Origin of the sequence: Prochlorococcus sp. MIT 1223 (assembly GCF_034092465.1) — a bacterium.
Taxonomy (GTDB): Bacteria; Cyanobacteriota; Cyanobacteriia; order PCC-6307; family Cyanobiaceae; genus AG-402-N21.
Genome location: NZ_CP139303.1, coordinates 702,847 through 719,620, shown reverse-complemented (window position 1 = coordinate 719,620; position 16,774 = coordinate 702,847). Strand labels below are relative to the sequence as shown.

Genomic DNA, 16,774 nt, shown 5'->3' with positions numbered 1-16,774 from the left:
AAATACCATTATTTCAATAATAATGGATAAATTCATATTCTACTTCTCTTTATTAAGCAGTGAATATAGCAAGCGCTTGGATAAACCACTTTCTGTAGAAACTTTTCTCACTGCATCACGAGCAGTATCACCTTTGTCTATTAGAGAAAACATCTGGTTTACTAAATCACTATTAACTACATTTTGATTGTTATTGGGGGGGGGGATCCTCCTAATACAAGAGTAAATTCACCTTGAGGCTTATTTTCTTTGAAATAATTTATAGCATCTAAAATAGTTGGCCCAAAACTTTGTTCAAAACGTTTAGTCATTTCTTTCGCTAAATGAAGTGGTCGTTCATATCCACATGCTTCTCCTAGCTCTTCTAAAAGTTTAATAAGTCTATGTGGAGATTCATATAGCAAAACCGTTCTTTCTTCTTTGGAAATAGTTTCAATTAATTTTTTACGATCTGACTTTTTTCTTGGTAAGAACCCTTCAAAACAAAATCTTTTACTAGGTAAACCACTTGAAGCTAATGCTGTTAGAGCTGCACATGGACCAGGGATGCAAATTACTTCAAAACCTTCATTTTTGGCTTCATAGACAAGTTCTTCCCCCGGATCACTAACAGCAGGCAAGCCAGCGTCAGATATTAAAGCTAAACTTGCTCCTGACTTAAGTAAATCTAATGCTTTAGGTATTTGCTGCTTGGTATTGTGCTGATGAAAGCTGAAGACAGGAGTTGTTGCTCCGAAGCTCTTTAAAAGTAGTTTGCTATGTCTTGTATCTTCACATGCGATATATGAGACATTGCTAAGGACTTTTTTTGCTCTAGGTGAAAGATCTGAAAGATTACCAATAGGTGTACCAACTACATAAAGCACAGATGGACCTGGCTCTTCACGAAAGCTATTATTCTTAGAATTGATTGAATTCATTTTGCCTGTTGAGCTTTCTCTTCCTAATGATGTTGATTTAAAAAATCTTTTAGAAAAACTTCGAGAGCTTAGTTGGGGATGTGCTGATATTTTGATGGCATATGCTAGAGGAGAAAAGCCTCCGTATGGATTTTCTCAATCATTGAATGTACAAGATAATGAGGATGGTCCAGTCTCGGCAGCGGATTTAGCTGTAAATAATTGGTTACTTAAGGGATTTGAATCAACTTATCCATTTGTTAATTGGGAGATTCTTAGCGAAGAAACTTATAAGAGTAAATCAACAAATAATGATTTATTAGATAAAGAGTGGGTTTGGATTCTTGATCCATTAGATGGTACAAAAGATTTTCTTCTGGGGACTGGCGAATATGCTGTGCACTTGGCTTTAACCCATCATCAGGAGGTTGTCTTAGGTGTTGTCTTAATTCCTGAGCTAGAGGAGCTTTGGTTTGGAGTTATTGGTCATTCTGCATGGTATGAAAATAGACTTGGACAAAAAAAATATCCTTCTTTTAGCCATAATTCAGAGCTTGATGAGATGGTTCTTGTTGCTAGTAGGAGTCATCGAGATAAGCGGCTTGAAGCTTTAATTGATGGAATGAAAATTGGACAGCAAAAATCTGTGGGGAGTATTGGTTGCAAAATTGCCACTATTTTAAAAGGTGAGAGTGATATATATGTCTCACTATCAGGCCAAACTGCTCCTAAAGACTGGGATTTGGCTGCACCTGCGGCAATACTTATAGCTGCAGGTGGAATGTTTACTCACGCAGATGGTAAACCATTGATATATAACACAGGAGATATTTCTCAAAGAGGATGTTTAATTGCTACCAATGGAATTAAGCATGACGTGATTTGTAAACAAGCTATCAAAATTATGGATAATATTGATCCGGGTTTCTTAACTTAATTGAGATTTAAAGGTGCTACAGGTGTTGGAGTTGGCTCTTGATAAGACATACCTCCATTTTGCGGAACGCCTCTCAGAGTAAGATTAATTCTACCCCTATTATCAATTTCTCTAACTCTTACGGTCACTTGATCTCCTACTTTTACAACATCTTCTACTTTCTCTACTCTTGCTTCAGACAATTGAGATATATGTATCATTCCTTCTTTGCCAGGCAGTATTTCTACAAAGGCGCCGATTGGAATAATTCTTGTAATTGAACCTGAGAATATCTCACCTTCGTGAACTTTTCTTGTTAGGCCTTCTATTATTTTTTGTGCTTCTTCTGCAGCTGCTCCATCATGAGAGGCAATCGTTACGATACCCCCATCCTCTATATCTATCTTTGTATTAGTTCTTTCAGTTATGCCTTTAATAGTTCTACCCCCTGGTCCTATTACTGTGCCTATTAGTTCTGGATCAATTCTGAAGCTTAATAGTCTTGGCGCATGTGGAGAAAGAGTCTCTCTAGGTTGATTAATAACTTCATTCATTTTTTCAAGAATATGAATTCTTGCTGGCTTTGCCTGATTAATTGCTTCTGAAATTGTTTTAATTGGCAATCCATTTATTTTCATATCCATTTGAAGAGCAGTTATTCCTTTTTCAGTCCCGGCAACTTTGAAATCCATATCTCCTAGAAAGTCTTCTATGCCTTGAATATCTGTAAGGATTTTGACTTCTTTACCTTCTTTAATTAGCCCCATTGCGGCTCCGCTAACAGGAGATTTTAAAGGAACCCCAGCATCCATTAAAGCCATTGAGCTTCCACATACTGATCCCATAGAGGTTGATCCATTTGAACTAAGTACCTCACTAACTACTCTTAATACATAAGGGAATGTGTCTTTAGCTGGTAAAACAGGAATAAGAGCTCTTTCAGCTAATGCACCATGACCTATTTCTCTTCTTCCTGGAGTACGCATTGGACGAGTCTCTCCAACGGAATAAGGAGGGAAATTATAATGATGAATATAGGTTTTATCTGTACTTGGATTTAGATCATCCATTTCTTGTGCATCACTAGGAGTTCCAAGAGTTGCTGTTGAAAGTACCTGAGTTAAGCCTCTTTGAAATAAAGCTGAACCATGAACGCGATTTGGTAAAACACCTGCGGCGGCATCAATTTTTCTCACCTCGTCAAGTGCTCTTCCATCAACACGTTTCTCTTCTTTGAGAATTTGATCTCTCATTAATTTCTTTGTGAGAGCCTTGAAGCTATTTCCAAGTATTTTGTTATTGGAGGCTAATGACTTTTTAACTGCATGATCTTCTTTTAAAGAATCAATCTTTTCGGAAGAACTTGATTTAACTCCTTCTAGTTTTTTGTCTCTTTCGTCTTTTGTTTGTTCAAAATCTTTTAAGATTTCTTGAATTGCCTTGGTACAGTTTTTCTCTAAGTATTTTTGAACAGTGTCATCAATTTCAGGCTCTTTTATATCTAAGAGTTTTATATTTGATTCTTTAACAAGTTCCTCTTGAGCTTTTATTAGTTCGCCAACTGCTTCCATACCAAAATCTATAGCTTCAATTACATCTTGTTCAGTAAGTTGATTAGCTCCCGCTTCAACCATGACTACTCCTTCTGGCGTCCCTGAAATAATTAGATCAAGATCACCTCGTTCAATTTCTCGGAAACTAGGGTTTAATACAAAGTCATCTCCTAAAAGTCCAACTCTAACAGCAGCCATTGGACCATTGAATGGGATTCCGGCAAGCAAAGTTGCTATAGATGAACCAGTTACTGCAAGGACATCAGAAGGAACTCTTTCATCTAATGAAAGACAAGTTGCAACTATCTGAATGTCATCTCTCATCCAACTTGGGAAAAGAGGCCTAAGTGGTCGGTCAATAAGCCTTGAGATTAATGTTGCTCTTTCAGGAGGCCGACCTTCTCGTCGCATAAAACTCCCTGGAATCCTCCCTGCCGCATAAAGTTTTTCTTCGTAATCACAAGTCAAAGGAAGGAAATCAATTCCTTCTCTTCCCTGATTATGAGTTGCAGTTACTAGGACTGCGGTGTCTCCGCATTCGATCATTACTGATCCGCCTGCTTGTGGCGCATATCTTCCTGTAGTAAGTCGTATTTCCCGACCGTCAAAGGAGATCGTCTTTGTCTGACCTTGCACGTGAGCTTATGTCTTTTTGTCTTTTAATATTCTTGCACTTAATAGGTACTTAATTGGGTAAAAACCTCATTTGAACTTTTTTTTCTAATTTACTTAATGAGATATTGCATAAAAAACTCCTTCAGAAAATTTATGTATGGATTATATAAAAACTCTTGCAAAGGAAAAATCGAGAAGGAATTACCAACTTGCTTTAACCACTCCAGGTAGCTCCCCTCTATGTGCCCTTGCTCGTAACTGATTTCGGCATAGACCAAAGTCTCTATAAACACCTCTAGGTTTGCCTGTGGCCCAACAACGATTTCTTACTCTGTTAGGAGCACTATTCCTTGGTAGAGCCTGAATCTTTCTATGAATTTCTAGCCTTTGCATAGGGTCTTTTGCTTCATGAAATGCTTGAAGAAGATCCTTACGCTTGCTTGAGAATCGTTCTACAAGCTTTTTGCGTTTTACATCTCTGGCTATCATCGACTTCTTGGCCATGCAATCTAAGGGGAGTAGCAATTCAGCCATACTAACTCTTTGCTTAATTCATTTATCAAAAATTTGTTTAAATTTGGAGGAAATTTTTTTTGTGTGGTTTTTTAGGCACCTTTTTCTGCCTTTATCTATTTCAATCAAACCATTGAGGTTATTTATTTTTGGAAAAAAGCCAATTGAGATGTATCTCTAATTATTAGGACAAGACTCAGCCCTATTAATAAGAAGAATCCTGATTGCATAAAAGCTATTTGAAATCTTTCAGGAACTGGCTTACCTCTTAAACCTTCTAAAATAAGTAGAGATAGTTGCCCCCCATCAAGAAGGGGCAATGGCAAGGCATTAAGTACAGCCAAGTTTATTGAAACCAAGGCTGCAAATAAGAACAGTCCTGTATTTCCTTGCTTTGAAAGTTGTGCTCCAATTTCTATTATTTTCACGGGCCCACTCATTTGTTCTGCGGTTGCATTAAAATCAGTTAAAAGTCCTTTATATCCATTTATTGTTTTGACTAATATATCTATAAATTGTTTGTCAGATTGTTGAAGTACTTCTCCTATTGAACTTGCAGGCCTAATTGTATTAGAAATATTTTGTTGAAGTTGAGCACCTATTCTTCCATTCCCTCCATTATTTTCAGGCGTAAGACTTATGATTTGACTTTCATTCGAACCTACTTTAATTCTCTCAAAATCTATCTTCTCTGTAGGAGAAGCTTGAATTTCTGATACCAAAAACTTAACGGCTTCTGGACCACTCCCTAAGGTTTTTCCATTAATTCCAATAATTTGATCACCAGCTCTTATTCCTGATAATTCAGCAACTTCTGATTGTTTTACATCCACTACTAGAACACCTGGATTAGGAGAGCTTGGTAAACCTATAAAAGTTGCTTGACCAATTAATACAAGCCAAGCCAGTAGAAGATTAGCTATCACTCCAGCTGAAATAACAATTGCTCTTTGTGGAATGGATCTATTGCGCATTAAGTCGGGATCATCTGAAGATATGTCGCTTTCATCATCAGGGAAAGAAACAAACCCTCCTAGGGGTAAAGCTCTTAGTGAATATGTGACTCCTAGATGTTTCTTTTTTATGAGAGCTGGTCCGAAACCGATGGAAAAACCATTTACTTTAATTCCTTGTAGTTTGGCAGCTAAAAAATGACCTGCTTCATGAAAAAAGATTAGAAACCCTAGAACAAATATTGATGTCAGAACGTTCATATATTTAGAATTACTTTTTAATTAATTGATTTTTACCAAAATAAGGCATTAAAGCTTTTGGTAATTTGATAGATCCATCAGCTTGTTGACCATTTTCAAGAATTGCTGCCATGGTCCGCCCTACTGCTAATCCACTTCCATTTAGAGTATGCACTAGTTTAGTCGTCTGGTTTGTTTTGGTTCTAATAGAAGATCTCCTGGCTTGAAAATCACCACAATTGCTACAACTTGAGATTTCTCTATATTTTTGTGCACCAGGCAGCCAAACTTCCAAATCGTATGTTCGAGTAGCTGAAAAACCAAGGTCTCCAGTACAAAGTTCTAAAACTCTATAAGGTAATTCAAGTGCTTGAAGGATTGATTCTGCATCAGCAGTGATTTGTTCATGAGCGGCTTCTGATTCACTTGGGTCAGTAAACCAATAAAGTTCAACTTTATTAAATTGATGGAGTCTTATTAGTCCTTTGGTGTCTCGACCATAGCTCCCAGCTTCTCTTCTGAAACAAGGACTATATGCAGCATATTTAATAGGTAGTTTTTGAAATTGAATTATTTCATCTCGATGAAGTGCCGTCAAAGGAACTTCTGAAGTAGGTGAAAGCCATAAATCATCCTCTAAGCATCTAAAACTTTCATCAGAAAATTTTGGTAGCTGACCAGATCCAGTAAGACTAGAAGTATTAACTAAAATAGGTGGCAGTACTTCTTGATATCCTTTTGCAGTATGAATATCAAGCATAAAATTAATTAAGGCTCTTTCAAGTCGAGCGCCTTGATTGAACAATGTTACAAACCTACTTTTAGCAATTTTGTTAGACCGTTCTGTTTCGAAGAGTTGAAGATCATCTGCTATTTCCCAATGATTTTTCAAGCCTTCTTTTTTTAGTGGGGTTCCCCATTTCCTAACTTCCCGATTATCACTTTCATCTTTCCCAATAGGACATAAGGTTGATGGAATATTTGGAAGGTTCAGAATTTGTTGCTTTAGATTTTCTGAAATATTTTTTTCTTCCTCTTCTAATTTCCCAACCTTCTGCTTTATTTCGTTTCCCTGTGATCGAAGAATTTTTAATTCATTAGCGTCTGGATTAAGCCCGCTTTTTATTTTTCTTCCAACTTCTTTCCCAATATGATTACCTTCAGCTTGAAGATTAGATCGCTTTTCTTCAATTTCCTTTAGCTTCTGACTGTTTTCTTGAATTTGAGTTAGGTCAATTTTGGTCCCACGACGATTCAGACCCTCAGAAACGAGTTTTGAGTTTTGTCTTATTAAACGCTGATCTAGCACTATGCAATTTTATTGTTTAATTAAGCCTAAATGGTATTGATCCAAATATTTGATTGCTTTGTTGAGCGGCAAATAATTTTTTGTGCAAATCTTTAGATTTTTTCTACGAAAAACTTTAAGGCCTTTTTTAAAAATTTATATGAATTGAGGCAGGTCTTGCTCTGCCAGTTGAAGACCATTCTTTTAGAGATTCAAGTTGTTCCTTTGCTGTTCTGGAAAGGGGAACCAATTGTGAACAGGCAAGAATTAAATCAGTTTCCTGAAGCTCTCTTTTTTCTGCAAATGCAAAATGCATTCCTTCAATAACAGTTTGTTCAAGTTCAGCTCCGGAGAATCCATTTGTTCTATCGACAATTGCTTGAAGATTAATTTCTAAGCTTGGTCGTCTTTGTTGAATATGAAGATTGAGTATGCTGAATCTTTCTTCAGAAGTTGGAAGGTCAAGCATAAAAATTTCATCAAATCTTCCTTTCCTTAAGAGCTCTCCTGGTAATCGATCAATTGCATTTGCCGTTGCAACTACGAAAACAGCTGACTTTTTCTCTGACATCCAAGTAAGGATATTTGCAAGAACTCTTTGGCTTGTTCCTCCATCACTTCTGGAATCTCCTCCAAAGGCCTTGTCAATCTCATCTATCCATAGAATGCATGGTGCCATAGCTTCTGCCCTTTGTATTGTTTCCCTTGTCCTGGCCTCACTTGCACCTACTAGCCCAGCAAAAAGTCTTCCTACATCAAGTCTAAGTAAAGGCATGGACCAACTATCTGCGATTGCTTTGGCAGTTAATGATTTCCCTGTACCTTGAGGGCCTAAGAGTAAAACTCCCCTTGGCAAAGGAAGTCCAAAAGCCTTTGCTTCTTCTGAAAAAGCCATATATCTTTGAGAAAGCCAGCCTTTAAGTGCATCTAATCCTCCAATATCAGCCTCAGTAGCGGTAGTTTCGCAATATTCTAGGACCTCACTTCTAGCGATGTTCTGACGCTTCTCTGCAAGGACTTCTACTAAATCTTCTTTACCCATTTTGCCTCTCTGGGCTAATGCTCTAGCGGCTACTTGTCTAACTCTTGATTCGCTAAGACCACTGCAAGCTCTTGTTAACTCTTCTAGAACTTCATTCGCTAAGGGCGAACCACTTGAACTTGCAATATTCGCTAATAAGATTTTTAGTTCAGATTGTTTAGGTAAAGGTAAATCTAGAATTGTTAATGAATCATCTAAGTCAATAGGCGGGGTCCAACTGCCAGAACATAAGACAATGTTATGCGGTGTTTGCTTTAGCTCGTAGGACAAATTTTTGAGCATACGAGAAATTCCAGGATCATCACAAAAACGATGAAAATCCTTAAGTAAGAGTGTGGTTGGATTATTTGATTCAACATTCTGAAGCCATTGGAGAACAGCAATTGGCTGCTTGGCAGCAATCCCTTTAGAGTTAATTAATCCTTCGATTCCTTTTATATAGTCCCAAATAGCTAAACGACGGGGATGCATTCTTTTCGATGATTCTTCTAATAATTTTTGTACCCTTATTTCTTCATTGCTTCTTATAAAAATAAGAGGAGTTCTTGACCTGATTAAAAGATCTAGATTTTTTTCCCAGTCTTTCATAACCGTTTCAATTTTTTAATACTTAAGCACTAAGTACCATTAAACTTGATTTTAAATTGGATTATTTTTTACTTTTTGGTTCAAAAGGAAGTCTATCTGTATCTTGAATAACTCCTTGAGGAGTTGCAAGGGATGTTTTACCTTGTTGTGCAATTTGTTCATCTAGAATCTTCTGCAAGTTATCTGGTAAAGCTTCTTTGCTTAATAAAAATGTTTGAAGTGCCTGGAAGATATTTGCAATAACCATATACAAAAGTACACCGGCGGGTAGAGGGAAGAATAAAAACATCCCTGTAATCATTATAGGAGTAATTTTATTGGCAGTTGATTGCTGGGGATTTGCTGGCATCCCTTGCCCTGAAAGGGTTTGAGAAAGTAAAAGAGTTAATCCAAAGCCTCCAACTAGTATTGCAATATCCCAATTAATTGAACCATTAACATAAAACCCAACTTGACCTAGCGCTTTTATAAAAAGAAATCCACTCTTAGCTGCCAATCCAGGTATTTTGGCTTCGATGGTTGCATCTCCTGGTGATATAGCATTTACTGTCCCATCTGAATTTACTTTTACTAGACCCTCTCCTTTGGTTACTCGCCAATTTGCTTGAAACTTTTTGCCATTTTCATATTTAGTAAGGGCTTTTGAGTAACTTTCTCCACTTAGAGTTTGAAGATTTATGTTAACTGTATCTCCAGTGCCAATTTTTGTTCCACCTGGAAGTGAAGCAATAACTGGGAAATGATCCTTTTCTGTTATGAATATGGAGTGTTTTGCAGTCTTAAAAGGTTTTGGTTCTACTGCAGCAATTTGATCGGAAGGAAGAATTTTTAAATTTACTAAATATGGAACATCTGCGAAGGGCGATCCTCTAAGTGTTGCAAATAATGCAAAAAGAATCGGCATTTGAACTAATAGAGGAAGACAACCTGCAAGAGGACTTCCAAATTCACTCATTAATTTGCCAAGTTCTTCCTGTTGTTTTTGAGGGTTATTGGAATAACGACTTTTAATTTCAGCCTGACGCTTTTGCATGACAGGCTGCGCTATTTTCATACGACGAGCACTTCTTATAGAACCAGCGCTTAAAGGAAATAATGCCAGTCTAATAACTATTGTTAACGCGACTATGGCTAAGCCATAGCTTGGTACCAATCCATAGAAGAAATCTAGAATAGGAATTAGTAAATTGTCTGAGATGTAACCGATCACGATGATTTATTAAGTGTTGATGGTGTGGTTATTCCAGTTTGAAATAGCAAAATCACCAAAGCTGTATTTTCTTTGGTGATTTTATTAGGCCGAGAAGCCTTTTGCATTTTCTTCTTCAGCTTTTCTAATTGGTTGTTTTAAATTTCCGATAATAAATGCCTCTGTTTCACGAAAATTTGGAATTGACCTCATTTCTAGTCTTGCTCCATCTTTAAGGACTAAAACCATGTCCCCATAAGACCCTAGACCTCTTGGGATTGATCTGACTTCTGCAATTTGACTATAAACAAGTTGCGTTTTATCTCTTCCTAGCCATCCTCCAGTTACAGAAATCCTTTTATTTGTAATTTTAAAACGAAGCCATAAAGCTCTTACTATTGCTCCAACAGTAAAAGGAAGACCTATTAAAGTAAATCCCGCTAAAAGGTTGATAATTAGATCAGCTTTAGAGGGCCCACCTTCATAAAAAGTCTTTTCTGAAGAATTCTTCATCGAAACAATCCCGCTTTAGAAAGTAGCCTGTCGCACTCTTTTAGCAAAAATTCATGACTTTCGTATGGAGCGCTACTAGGTTTAAGAGTAATAAGTGCCCAAGCATTAGGTTGATTTTTGATTCTACTAATTTTATTTCTTAAATGATCATGCAAAAGTCTCCTTAGCTTATTTCTAGTAACGGCTTTCTTACTTACCTTATGACTTATTGAAATTGCACATTTAAATTTGCTTTGAGCGGACTGGGACTGGCGATTTTTCTTTTTTAGCAAAATTGGTTTTGGAGTAACGGTTCTAAGTGTCATTAACTTTCCATGAAACCTAAAACCTTGTTGATGCAAATAGTCAAAACACTTATAGCCACTAAGCCTTAGGGATTTCGTTAGAACCATTCAATAGCTTTTGAGGAAATTATTTGAATATATACTCTGTCAAACTGCTATGCGAGTCCTTCCTCTTTTACGCCTAGACCTAATAACTCTTTTACCAGTGTGAGTCCTCATCCTTACTCGGAATCCTGAAACTCTTTTTCTTTTTCTGCTTGTCCCACCGAGTGTTCTTTTTGTCATTTTTAGTTCTCGTCTTCTTTAGGTTGACTCTAGTTAATAAGAGTAATGTACCAGTTCACTTAATCGTAATAACGTAGCTTCCTAAATATAGTGAAACAGGAAGTTCGCCAGGAGATTGAGAGAAAGCATTTATTTGATACATTCCACTTTTTCTTGGATTGAAGATTTTTAGAACTACTGCATAAGCTTTATTATTCGCTGGAATTGGAGTATCAGGAAATATATCTATATTTTTCATTTGTTTGTCAATTTCAATTGTGGCAGGAACGTTTTTTAAACACTTTGATTTTTCAGTAAAGCCTCCAACTCTAACCTGACAAACTCGAATATTTTTTGGTTTTATTCTTGCCTTAAAATGTTCTGGAAACTTTAAGGATAGTTTTAATATTGCAGTTTTTCTTTGATTCTTTTTTAGAAAGAAAAAATAAGTAGCACGCTCTAATCTTTCATCTCCTCTTTGTAGGAATTTGAGAGGTTTATAATTATCATTCCCACCCCAGCGGAACTCGGCCATTCCTGAGGCAATAGCAGCTTCTTGTTTATTTATTGCTTCAAAATAAAAACAAGAAACTAGTAAACCAGCTGCTATACCAACCTTTAATATATTCTTTCTTCTTAAAATTTTTTTAATGGAAAGCATTTTAAAATTTTTCTGGTTGTTTTGAATTAAGTTTAGTATGCAGCCTATGACTTAAAGAAAATTAAGTTCATATAGCGTTAATTCATTTTTAGATTACTTTTTATCTGTCTGGACGAAGTGTAGTTGCTTTTCCTAGATAAGGATGTTTTGGAGTTTGTTCAGATGGTAGCCATGTATGAGCAAGAATTCTTATACAATTTTCAAGATCACTTTTTACATACATTTGTTGGCAATCTAGTAAGGCGATTTTTTCCCAACCAGGTTGTTTTCTAGCTATTGAAGCTGGAAAGCATGCATCAAGATCTCTAGTTACTGAAAAGGTTATTGACACAATTTGTTCGGGCTTGAGATTATTTCTGACGACTAATTCATCTATAAGTTCATTGACAGCATTTGCTATTGATTCAGTTGAGTTTTTGCTGCATGTAATAGCTCCCCTTAAAGCTTGGAGAACTAAGGTTTCACTATTGTTCATAAGTTAAGGCTTAAAAAGCCAAAGTATTTGTCCATTAGATGACAGTTCCATATTTATTAGTTCAGCTAAATTGAATAAAAAACTACTTCCTGGAAGAAATCCAAGGATTTTCTTTTTAGGTTTACCAAGTGTAATAGGTTCAATTTTGTCGTCTATTTCAGCCAGATTGGCAGCGACAATCCTTGCGTGATCTTCATCGCCAATCTCATCAACTAATCCAAGATCCTTAGCCTGACTTCCAGTGAAAACTCTTCCATCTGCAAATTTTTTCACTTCTTCCGGCTTTAGGTTTCTACCTTCGGCGACTGCATTAACAAATTGTTCATAGCTGCTATCAATTAGGGATTGAAGTAATCCCCTTTCTTCTTCTGTTAGTGGACGATCTGGCGAGAGAATATCTTTATAAGTGCCACTTTTTATTGTTTCAAAGCGGATACCTATTCTTTCAAGCAACTTTGACAGATTATTACCTCTTAGAATTACACCGATTGAGCCAGTAATGGTTCCAGGATTGGCAACTATTTTCTCTGCTCCAACTCCCACGTAAACGCCTCCAGAAGCTGATATATTCCCAAAACTTGCTACCACTCGACAGCCTTTTTCTCTAAGCCTTAGCAGAGCCTTGTGAATTTCCTGGCTATCCCCAACAGTGCCCCCAGGACTATCTATTCTAAGCAATAGTGCAGGGAACTCTCTTTCCTCGACCTGCTTAATAGCTTTAAGGACTAGCTTACGTGTTGCACCATTGATGGCTCCTTCAATGATGATCCGTGCCATCCTTCTTTTTGATTTTCTTCTAAAAGGCCAGATCATTCAACTTATGCAAATTTATTTTGATCTTAAAAAGGAGTTTGCCATATGACCTCATGTTTGTAATTTGGCGCTGGTTTTTGATGGTCCTCCCATTTGCATTATGGGGCACTTCTATGGCCGCAATGGCCCCATTGGTAAATTCCGGAGGCCCAGAAATAGTAGCTTTTCTCAGACTTCTGCCTGCAGGTCTATTGGTGATTTTTGCCGCTGTAATTTTAAAAAGAAAAATAATTATTTCTAAAGGAGATTTGTTTTGGTTTTTAGTTTTTACTCTCGTTGATGCAAGTCTATTTCAGATTTTTTTAGCTAAAGGACTTTCTCAAACTGGTGCTGGCCTTGGATCGGTTTTAATTGATTCTCAGCCATTAATGGTCGCTCTTTTGGCGAGGGCAATTTTTGGTGATTTAATTAACCCTATTGGATGGATAGGGTTAATTCTTGGCTTGGCTGGGATTATTTGCTTAGGAGTGCCTGCAAATTTTCTTAATCATTGGTTGTTGCTAGGTAATGCTGTTTCGGATGGAATTTTATTGAGTCATGGAGAGCTTTGGATGCTTGCTGCGGCATTGGCTATGGCTTTAGGAACAGTTCTAATTAGGTTTGCATGTAAAGAAAGTGATCCAGTTGCTGTTACTGGTTGGCATATGGCTTTAGGAAGTTTGCCAATAATTGCTTGGCATTCTTTTAATACTGTTGGGTCTATTTGGCCTGATTGGACTTCTTTCGACTGGCTATTGATGCTTTACGCAAGTTTATTTGGTAGTGCTCTTGCGTATGGTTTGTTTTTCTGGTTTGCGAATCAATTAGAGCTTACTAGTTTTAGTACTTTAGCTTTCTTAACACCTGTATTTGCTCTTTTTACAGGAGGGATTTGGCTAGGAGAAAGGCTTGAACTTTTACAATGGGTAGGTGTCGTGATGATATTTATTTCAGTTCTTTTAGTAAGCCAGAGAAATCGTTTTTGGGGAAAACAAGCTTCTTTGGATAAATCTTTAGAAGAAGGTATTACTTAATGAACTCAAAGTCTTTAAATATAGTTTTAGTTAGTACTCCAATAGGCTACATAGGGAGTGGCAAAGGAGGAGGAGTTGAACTTACATTAATCTCATTGATAAGAGGACTTATTTCCTTAGGCCATAAAGTAACTTTAGTAGCACCTGAAAAATCTTATTTACCATCAGATTGCTTGGGTGTCGAAATTAAATATGTGATAGGCAGAGATCAATTAAGTTGGCAACATCAACAAAAAGAAGGACCAATTGAGATCCCCTTAGGTGGTGTTTTGCCGAAATTGTGGGAAAAAACTTTTGAAATAGCTCACAATTCAGATGCTATCTTGAATTTTGGATATGATTGGCTTCCTTTGTGGATTACGCGCTTTGTAGATCTAAAGATTTTTCATTTAATAAGTATGAGTAACGAATCTGATGTAATGAAAAATATTATTAAAGACTTATCAAAAACTCATTTACATAGATTGGCTTTTCATTCTAGTCGTCAAGCTTCAGATTACGAACTAGAAGATCATCCAACCATTGTGGGTAATGGATTTGATTTAGCTCGATATAAATTTCAATCTAAAACAGAAGGACCTCTTGGTTGGATTGGGCGAGTTGCTCCAGAAAAAGGTCTAGAAGATGCGGTACGAGTAGCGGAAGCACTTGGTGAAAAACTTTTAGTTTGGGGATTAATGGAGGATAAAAATTATGCGGATAGAGTTAACTCATTATTCCCTAAAAAGATAATTAATTATAGAGGTTTTCTTTCAACTGATTCTTTGCAAAAAGAGATTGGTACTTGTAGAGCATTAATAAATACTCCTAAATGGAAAGAAGCCTATGGAAATGTTCTTATTGAGGCTATGGCTTGCGGAGTTCCAGTGGTTTCATATGATAGAGGTGGACCAGGCGAATTAATAGATCAAGGTTTTAATGGTTTTTTGGTTCCACCTGATGATATTGATTCAATGATACTTTCAGTATCTAAAGTTAATTCAATTGATCGGAGAAATTGTAGGCTTTGGGTAGAAAAATCTGCATCAAAAGAGGTTTTCGCAAAGAAAATAGAGAAGTGGATTTTAGAAGGCTTGTCTGAAGATTTAAATAACTATCAATCTACTTAAATGGAAGAAGAAAGAATTTACTTGGAAAATAAATCAAGAAAAAGAGGATTACTATTTATTCTTTTCATAGGAATTATTTTATTTTTTTGGGAGTTAGGTTCTACAGGCTTATTTGATGAAACTCCTCCTTTATTTGCAGCAGCGGGAAGGGCTATGCATATCACTGGGGATTGGCTTACACCAAGAGTTAATGGCTTGCCTCGTTTTGATAAGCCCCCATTAATTTATTGGTTGATGGGAATAATTTATGCACTACCTTTTCAAGATATATGGGATCCCCTTGGGACTTGGTCTGCTCGATTCCCCTCAGCATTCTCTTCACTATTGATGATGCTTGCAATAGGCAAAATATTAATACTAAATCCATTAAAATTTGATCTTTATCCGCGTAGAACTGCTCTTATAGGTTCACTTGCTTTTGCCCTTTCACCTTTAGTTTTAATTTGGAGTCGAATTGCTGTAAGCGATGCACTTCTTTGTAGCACTCTTGGAATTAATTTGCTTTTGCAATGGAAAAGATATTCAAATCCCTGTAATCAAAATTGGTGGTCAGCATGGATATTTTTATCTTTGGCAGTTCTTGCTAAGGGACCAGTAGCAGTAGTTCTTACTGGAATGGTGCTTTTTTTCTTTGGATTATTTCAAAATGATTATGGACGATTAATTAATCGAATAAAACCTATCAAGGGAATTTTACTAACTTTGGTTTTAAGTTCTCCTTGGTACCTACTAGAACTATTAATAGAAGGTAAATCTTTTGGAGAAAGTTTTTTTGGTTATCATAATTTTCAAAGATTTACTTCTGTTGTAAATAGTCATCAGCAACCGTGGTGGTTTTTTTGCTTAATTCTTGTAATTGGTTCATTACCTTTCTCTTCCTTTTTACTATTTAGCCTGTATAAAGAATTAAAGAATATTATTAGATTAGATAAAAGATCCATTCCTATACCAGAGGAATCTTTAACCAACTTTGCTTTTTGTTGGCTTATCTCTGTTTTTATATTATTCACATTTGCCGCTACTAAGTTACCTAGTTATTGGTTGCCAGCTACCCCTGCAGCTTCAATATTAATAGCACATTACTCTATAAATAAAGAAAACAAGTCAAAGTCTCAAAATCTACTTTGGATATTGACATGTACGATTTGTATTTTTATTTCTTTAGTTCTTTTACTCCTGCCAATTTGGGTGGAATTTATTAATGACCCAGAAATGCCAAATTTAGGAGAGACTTTGATTGATATTGCAATTGGGAAAAAGGCTTTTAATCTCCTCTTTTTCTCATCTATTGCTGCAATATTAATAGGATTAAGATTCAAAAATGGCAGATTACTTTTAATACAAATACCATTATTTATTTTTCAACTATACATAATAAATCCAATGTGGAAAACCGGAGATTATTTGAGACAACTGCCTTTACGTCAAGTTTCTGAGTTGATAAAGTCCAGCAAAAAAACTTATGAAGCTGTAGCAATGGTTGGAATTAATAAGCCATCAATTCATTTTTATATTAATAAAGTAGTTCTTTATGAATCAAATGATGTTGTGGCATTAGTTAATCTTTCTGAAAGATTATCTATTGAGAAAAGGGATAGTTGGGAAGGATCTCCTAGAGAACCAGGTGGTAATGAAAATACATTTTTGATGGTAATTGATAAGCAAACGAGTGATTATAATCACTGGAAAGACCTGAATCCAGAATTGCTTGGGGAGTTTAGTGTATATAAAGTTTGGAGATTAAATAGAAGAGATCTAGATCTTCGTGCTAAAGAATTGCAGAATCAAGGAGTTAATGCAGATTGGCAAAATCCAAGACCTGAGAGACTTTAGAAGTGTTTTGTTG

General features: G+C 36.3%; 17 protein-coding genes. 4 read left to right on the top strand and 13 right to left on the bottom strand.

Annotation, left to right across the window (positions count from 1 at the left end; translation table 11 throughout):
* Positions 1 to 176 precede the first annotated feature (176 nt).
* On the bottom strand, positions 177 to 920 hold the full coding sequence (gene rsmI, locus SOI85_RS03865; protein ID WP_320664916.1) for a 16S rRNA (cytidine(1402)-2'-O)-methyltransferase: 744 nt from the start codon (positions 918 to 920) through the stop codon (positions 177 to 179).
* Here rsmI and SOI85_RS03860 point away from each other — a divergent pair.
* The gene (locus SOI85_RS03860) at positions 919 to 1,836 is read left to right on the top strand and encodes a 3'(2'),5'-bisphosphate nucleotidase CysQ (RefSeq protein ID WP_414477807.1); all 918 of its coding nucleotides are present in this window, start codon (positions 919 to 921) and stop codon (positions 1,834 to 1,836) included. The genes rsmI and SOI85_RS03860 overlap by 2 nt on opposite strands.
* Here the strand turns inward: SOI85_RS03860 and SOI85_RS03855 are convergent.
* From SOI85_RS03855 to sppA, 12 genes are all read right to left on the bottom strand, one after another.
* Positions 1,833 to 4,004 (bottom strand): polyribonucleotide nucleotidyltransferase, encoded by a 2,172-nt coding sequence (locus tag SOI85_RS03855; RefSeq protein WP_320664914.1) that lies wholly within the window; start codon positions 4,002 to 4,004, stop codon positions 1,833 to 1,835. The genes SOI85_RS03860 and SOI85_RS03855 overlap by 4 nt on opposite strands.
* A gap of 180 nt (positions 4,005 to 4,184) precedes the next feature.
* The gene (rpsN, locus tag SOI85_RS03850) at positions 4,185 to 4,487 is read right to left on the bottom strand and encodes a 30S ribosomal protein S14 (RefSeq protein WP_320665107.1); all 303 of its coding nucleotides are present in this window, start codon (positions 4,485 to 4,487) and stop codon (positions 4,185 to 4,187) included.
* A 152-nt stretch (positions 4,488 to 4,639) separates the two neighbouring features.
* The gene (locus SOI85_RS03845; protein ID WP_320664913.1) at positions 4,640 to 5,710 is read right to left on the bottom strand and encodes a M50 family metallopeptidase; all 1,071 of its coding nucleotides are present in this window, start codon (positions 5,708 to 5,710) and stop codon (positions 4,640 to 4,642) included.
* 10 nt (positions 5,711 to 5,720) lie between these two features.
* Positions 5,721 to 6,998 (bottom strand): serine--tRNA ligase, encoded by a 1,278-nt coding sequence (gene serS / locus SOI85_RS03840; RefSeq protein ID WP_320664912.1) that lies wholly within the window; start codon positions 6,996 to 6,998, stop codon positions 5,721 to 5,723.
* Between the two features lie 127 nt (positions 6,999 to 7,125).
* Complete coding sequence (locus SOI85_RS03835) at positions 7,126 to 8,607, bottom strand: AAA family ATPase (RefSeq protein WP_320664911.1); 1,482 nt, start codon at positions 8,605 to 8,607, stop codon at positions 7,126 to 7,128.
* A gap of 61 nt (positions 8,608 to 8,668) precedes the next feature.
* Positions 8,669 to 9,817: a membrane protein insertase YidC gene (yidC, locus tag SOI85_RS03830; protein WP_320664910.1), complete on the bottom strand. Its 1,149-nt coding sequence runs from the start codon at positions 9,815 to 9,817 to the stop codon at positions 8,669 to 8,671.
* Between the two features lie 84 nt (positions 9,818 to 9,901).
* On the bottom strand, positions 9,902 to 10,309 hold the full coding sequence (locus tag SOI85_RS03825) for a PH domain-containing protein (protein WP_320664909.1): 408 nt from the start codon (positions 10,307 to 10,309) through the stop codon (positions 9,902 to 9,904).
* Positions 10,306 to 10,701, bottom strand: a complete 396-nt coding sequence (gene rnpA, locus SOI85_RS03820) for a ribonuclease P protein component (RefSeq protein ID WP_320664908.1) — start codon at positions 10,699 to 10,701, stop codon at positions 10,306 to 10,308. The genes SOI85_RS03825 and rnpA overlap by 4 nt, the downstream gene beginning before the upstream one ends.
* A 39-nt stretch (positions 10,702 to 10,740) precedes the next feature.
* The gene (gene rpmH / locus SOI85_RS03815) at positions 10,741 to 10,878 is read right to left on the bottom strand and encodes a 50S ribosomal protein L34 (protein WP_320664907.1); all 138 of its coding nucleotides are present in this window, start codon (positions 10,876 to 10,878) and stop codon (positions 10,741 to 10,743) included.
* Positions 10,879 to 10,933: 55 nt separating this feature from the next.
* On the bottom strand, positions 10,934 to 11,518 hold the full coding sequence (locus SOI85_RS03810; protein ID WP_320664906.1) for a DUF2808 domain-containing protein: 585 nt from the start codon (positions 11,516 to 11,518) through the stop codon (positions 10,934 to 10,936).
* A 100-nt stretch (positions 11,519 to 11,618) separates the two neighbouring features.
* Entirely contained in the window at positions 11,619 to 11,993 is a 375-nt protein-coding gene (gene aroH, locus SOI85_RS03805; protein WP_320664905.1) for a chorismate mutase, read from the bottom strand.
* Between the two features lie 3 nt (positions 11,994 to 11,996).
* A complete protein-coding gene (gene sppA, locus SOI85_RS03800) occupies positions 11,997 to 12,806 on the bottom strand; it encodes a signal peptide peptidase SppA (RefSeq protein WP_320664904.1) in 810 nt (269 codons plus the stop codon).
* Between the two features lie 53 nt (positions 12,807 to 12,859).
* On the opposite strand from sppA, the gene SOI85_RS03795 reads away from it, so the two are divergent.
* Genes SOI85_RS03795 through SOI85_RS03785 form a run of 3 tightly spaced genes read left to right on the top strand, consistent with a single transcriptional unit; the run spans position 12,860 to position 16,761 of the window.
* Entirely contained in the window at positions 12,860 to 13,819 is a 960-nt protein-coding gene (locus SOI85_RS03795; protein WP_320664903.1) for a DMT family transporter, read from the top strand.
* Positions 13,819 to 14,928 carry a glycosyltransferase family 4 protein gene (locus SOI85_RS03790; protein ID WP_320664902.1) on the top strand — a complete coding sequence of 370 codons (1,110 nt, stop codon included), beginning with the start codon at positions 13,819 to 13,821 and terminating at the stop codon, positions 14,926 to 14,928. Before SOI85_RS03795 ends, SOI85_RS03790 begins: the two co-directional genes overlap by 1 nt.
* Entirely contained in the window at positions 14,929 to 16,761 is a 1,833-nt protein-coding gene (locus tag SOI85_RS03785; protein ID WP_320664901.1) for a glycosyltransferase family 39 protein, read from the top strand.
* Positions 16,762 to 16,774: the final 13 nt, after the last annotated feature.

Excerpts from the sequence above, each read along its gene's own strand:
- rpmH (WP_320664907.1), bottom strand. The coding sequence starts at position 10,878 with ATGACAAAAAGAACACTCGGTGGGACAAGCAGAAAAAGAAAAAGAGTT.
- sppA (WP_320664904.1), bottom strand. The coding sequence starts at position 12,806 with ATGATCTGGCCTTTTAGAAGAAAATCAAAAAGAAGGATGGCACGGATC.
- rnpA (WP_320664908.1), bottom strand. The coding sequence starts at position 10,701 with ATGGTTCTAACGAAATCCCTAAGGCTTAGTGGCTATAAGTGTTTTGAC.
- aroH (WP_320664905.1), bottom strand. The coding sequence starts at position 11,993 with ATGAACAATAGTGAAACCTTAGTTCTCCAAGCTTTAAGGGGAGCTATT.
- SOI85_RS03845 (WP_320664913.1), bottom strand. The coding sequence starts at position 5,710 with ATGAACGTTCTGACATCAATATTTGTTCTAGGGTTTCTAATCTTTTTT.
- SOI85_RS03790 (WP_320664902.1), top strand. The coding sequence starts at position 13,819 with ATGAACTCAAAGTCTTTAAATATAGTTTTAGTTAGTACTCCAATAGGC.
- SOI85_RS03810 (WP_320664906.1), bottom strand. The coding sequence starts at position 11,518 with ATGCTTTCCATTAAAAAAATTTTAAGAAGAAAGAATATATTAAAGGTT.
- rpsN (WP_320665107.1), bottom strand. The coding sequence starts at position 4,487 with ATGGCCAAGAAGTCGATGATAGCCAGAGATGTAAAACGCAAAAAGCTT.
- SOI85_RS03785 (WP_320664901.1), top strand. The coding sequence starts at position 14,929 with ATGGAAGAAGAAAGAATTTACTTGGAAAATAAATCAAGAAAAAGAGGA.
- SOI85_RS03795 (WP_320664903.1), top strand. The coding sequence starts at position 12,860 with ATGTTTGTAATTTGGCGCTGGTTTTTGATGGTCCTCCCATTTGCATTA.
- SOI85_RS03835 (WP_320664911.1), bottom strand. The coding sequence starts at position 8,607 with ATGAAAGACTGGGAAAAAAATCTAGATCTTTTAATCAGGTCAAGAACT.
- SOI85_RS03825 (WP_320664909.1), bottom strand. The coding sequence starts at position 10,309 with ATGAAGAATTCTTCAGAAAAGACTTTTTATGAAGGTGGGCCCTCTAAA.
- rsmI (WP_320664916.1), bottom strand. The coding sequence starts at position 920 with ATGAATTCAATCAATTCTAAGAATAATAGCTTTCGTGAAGAGCCAGGT.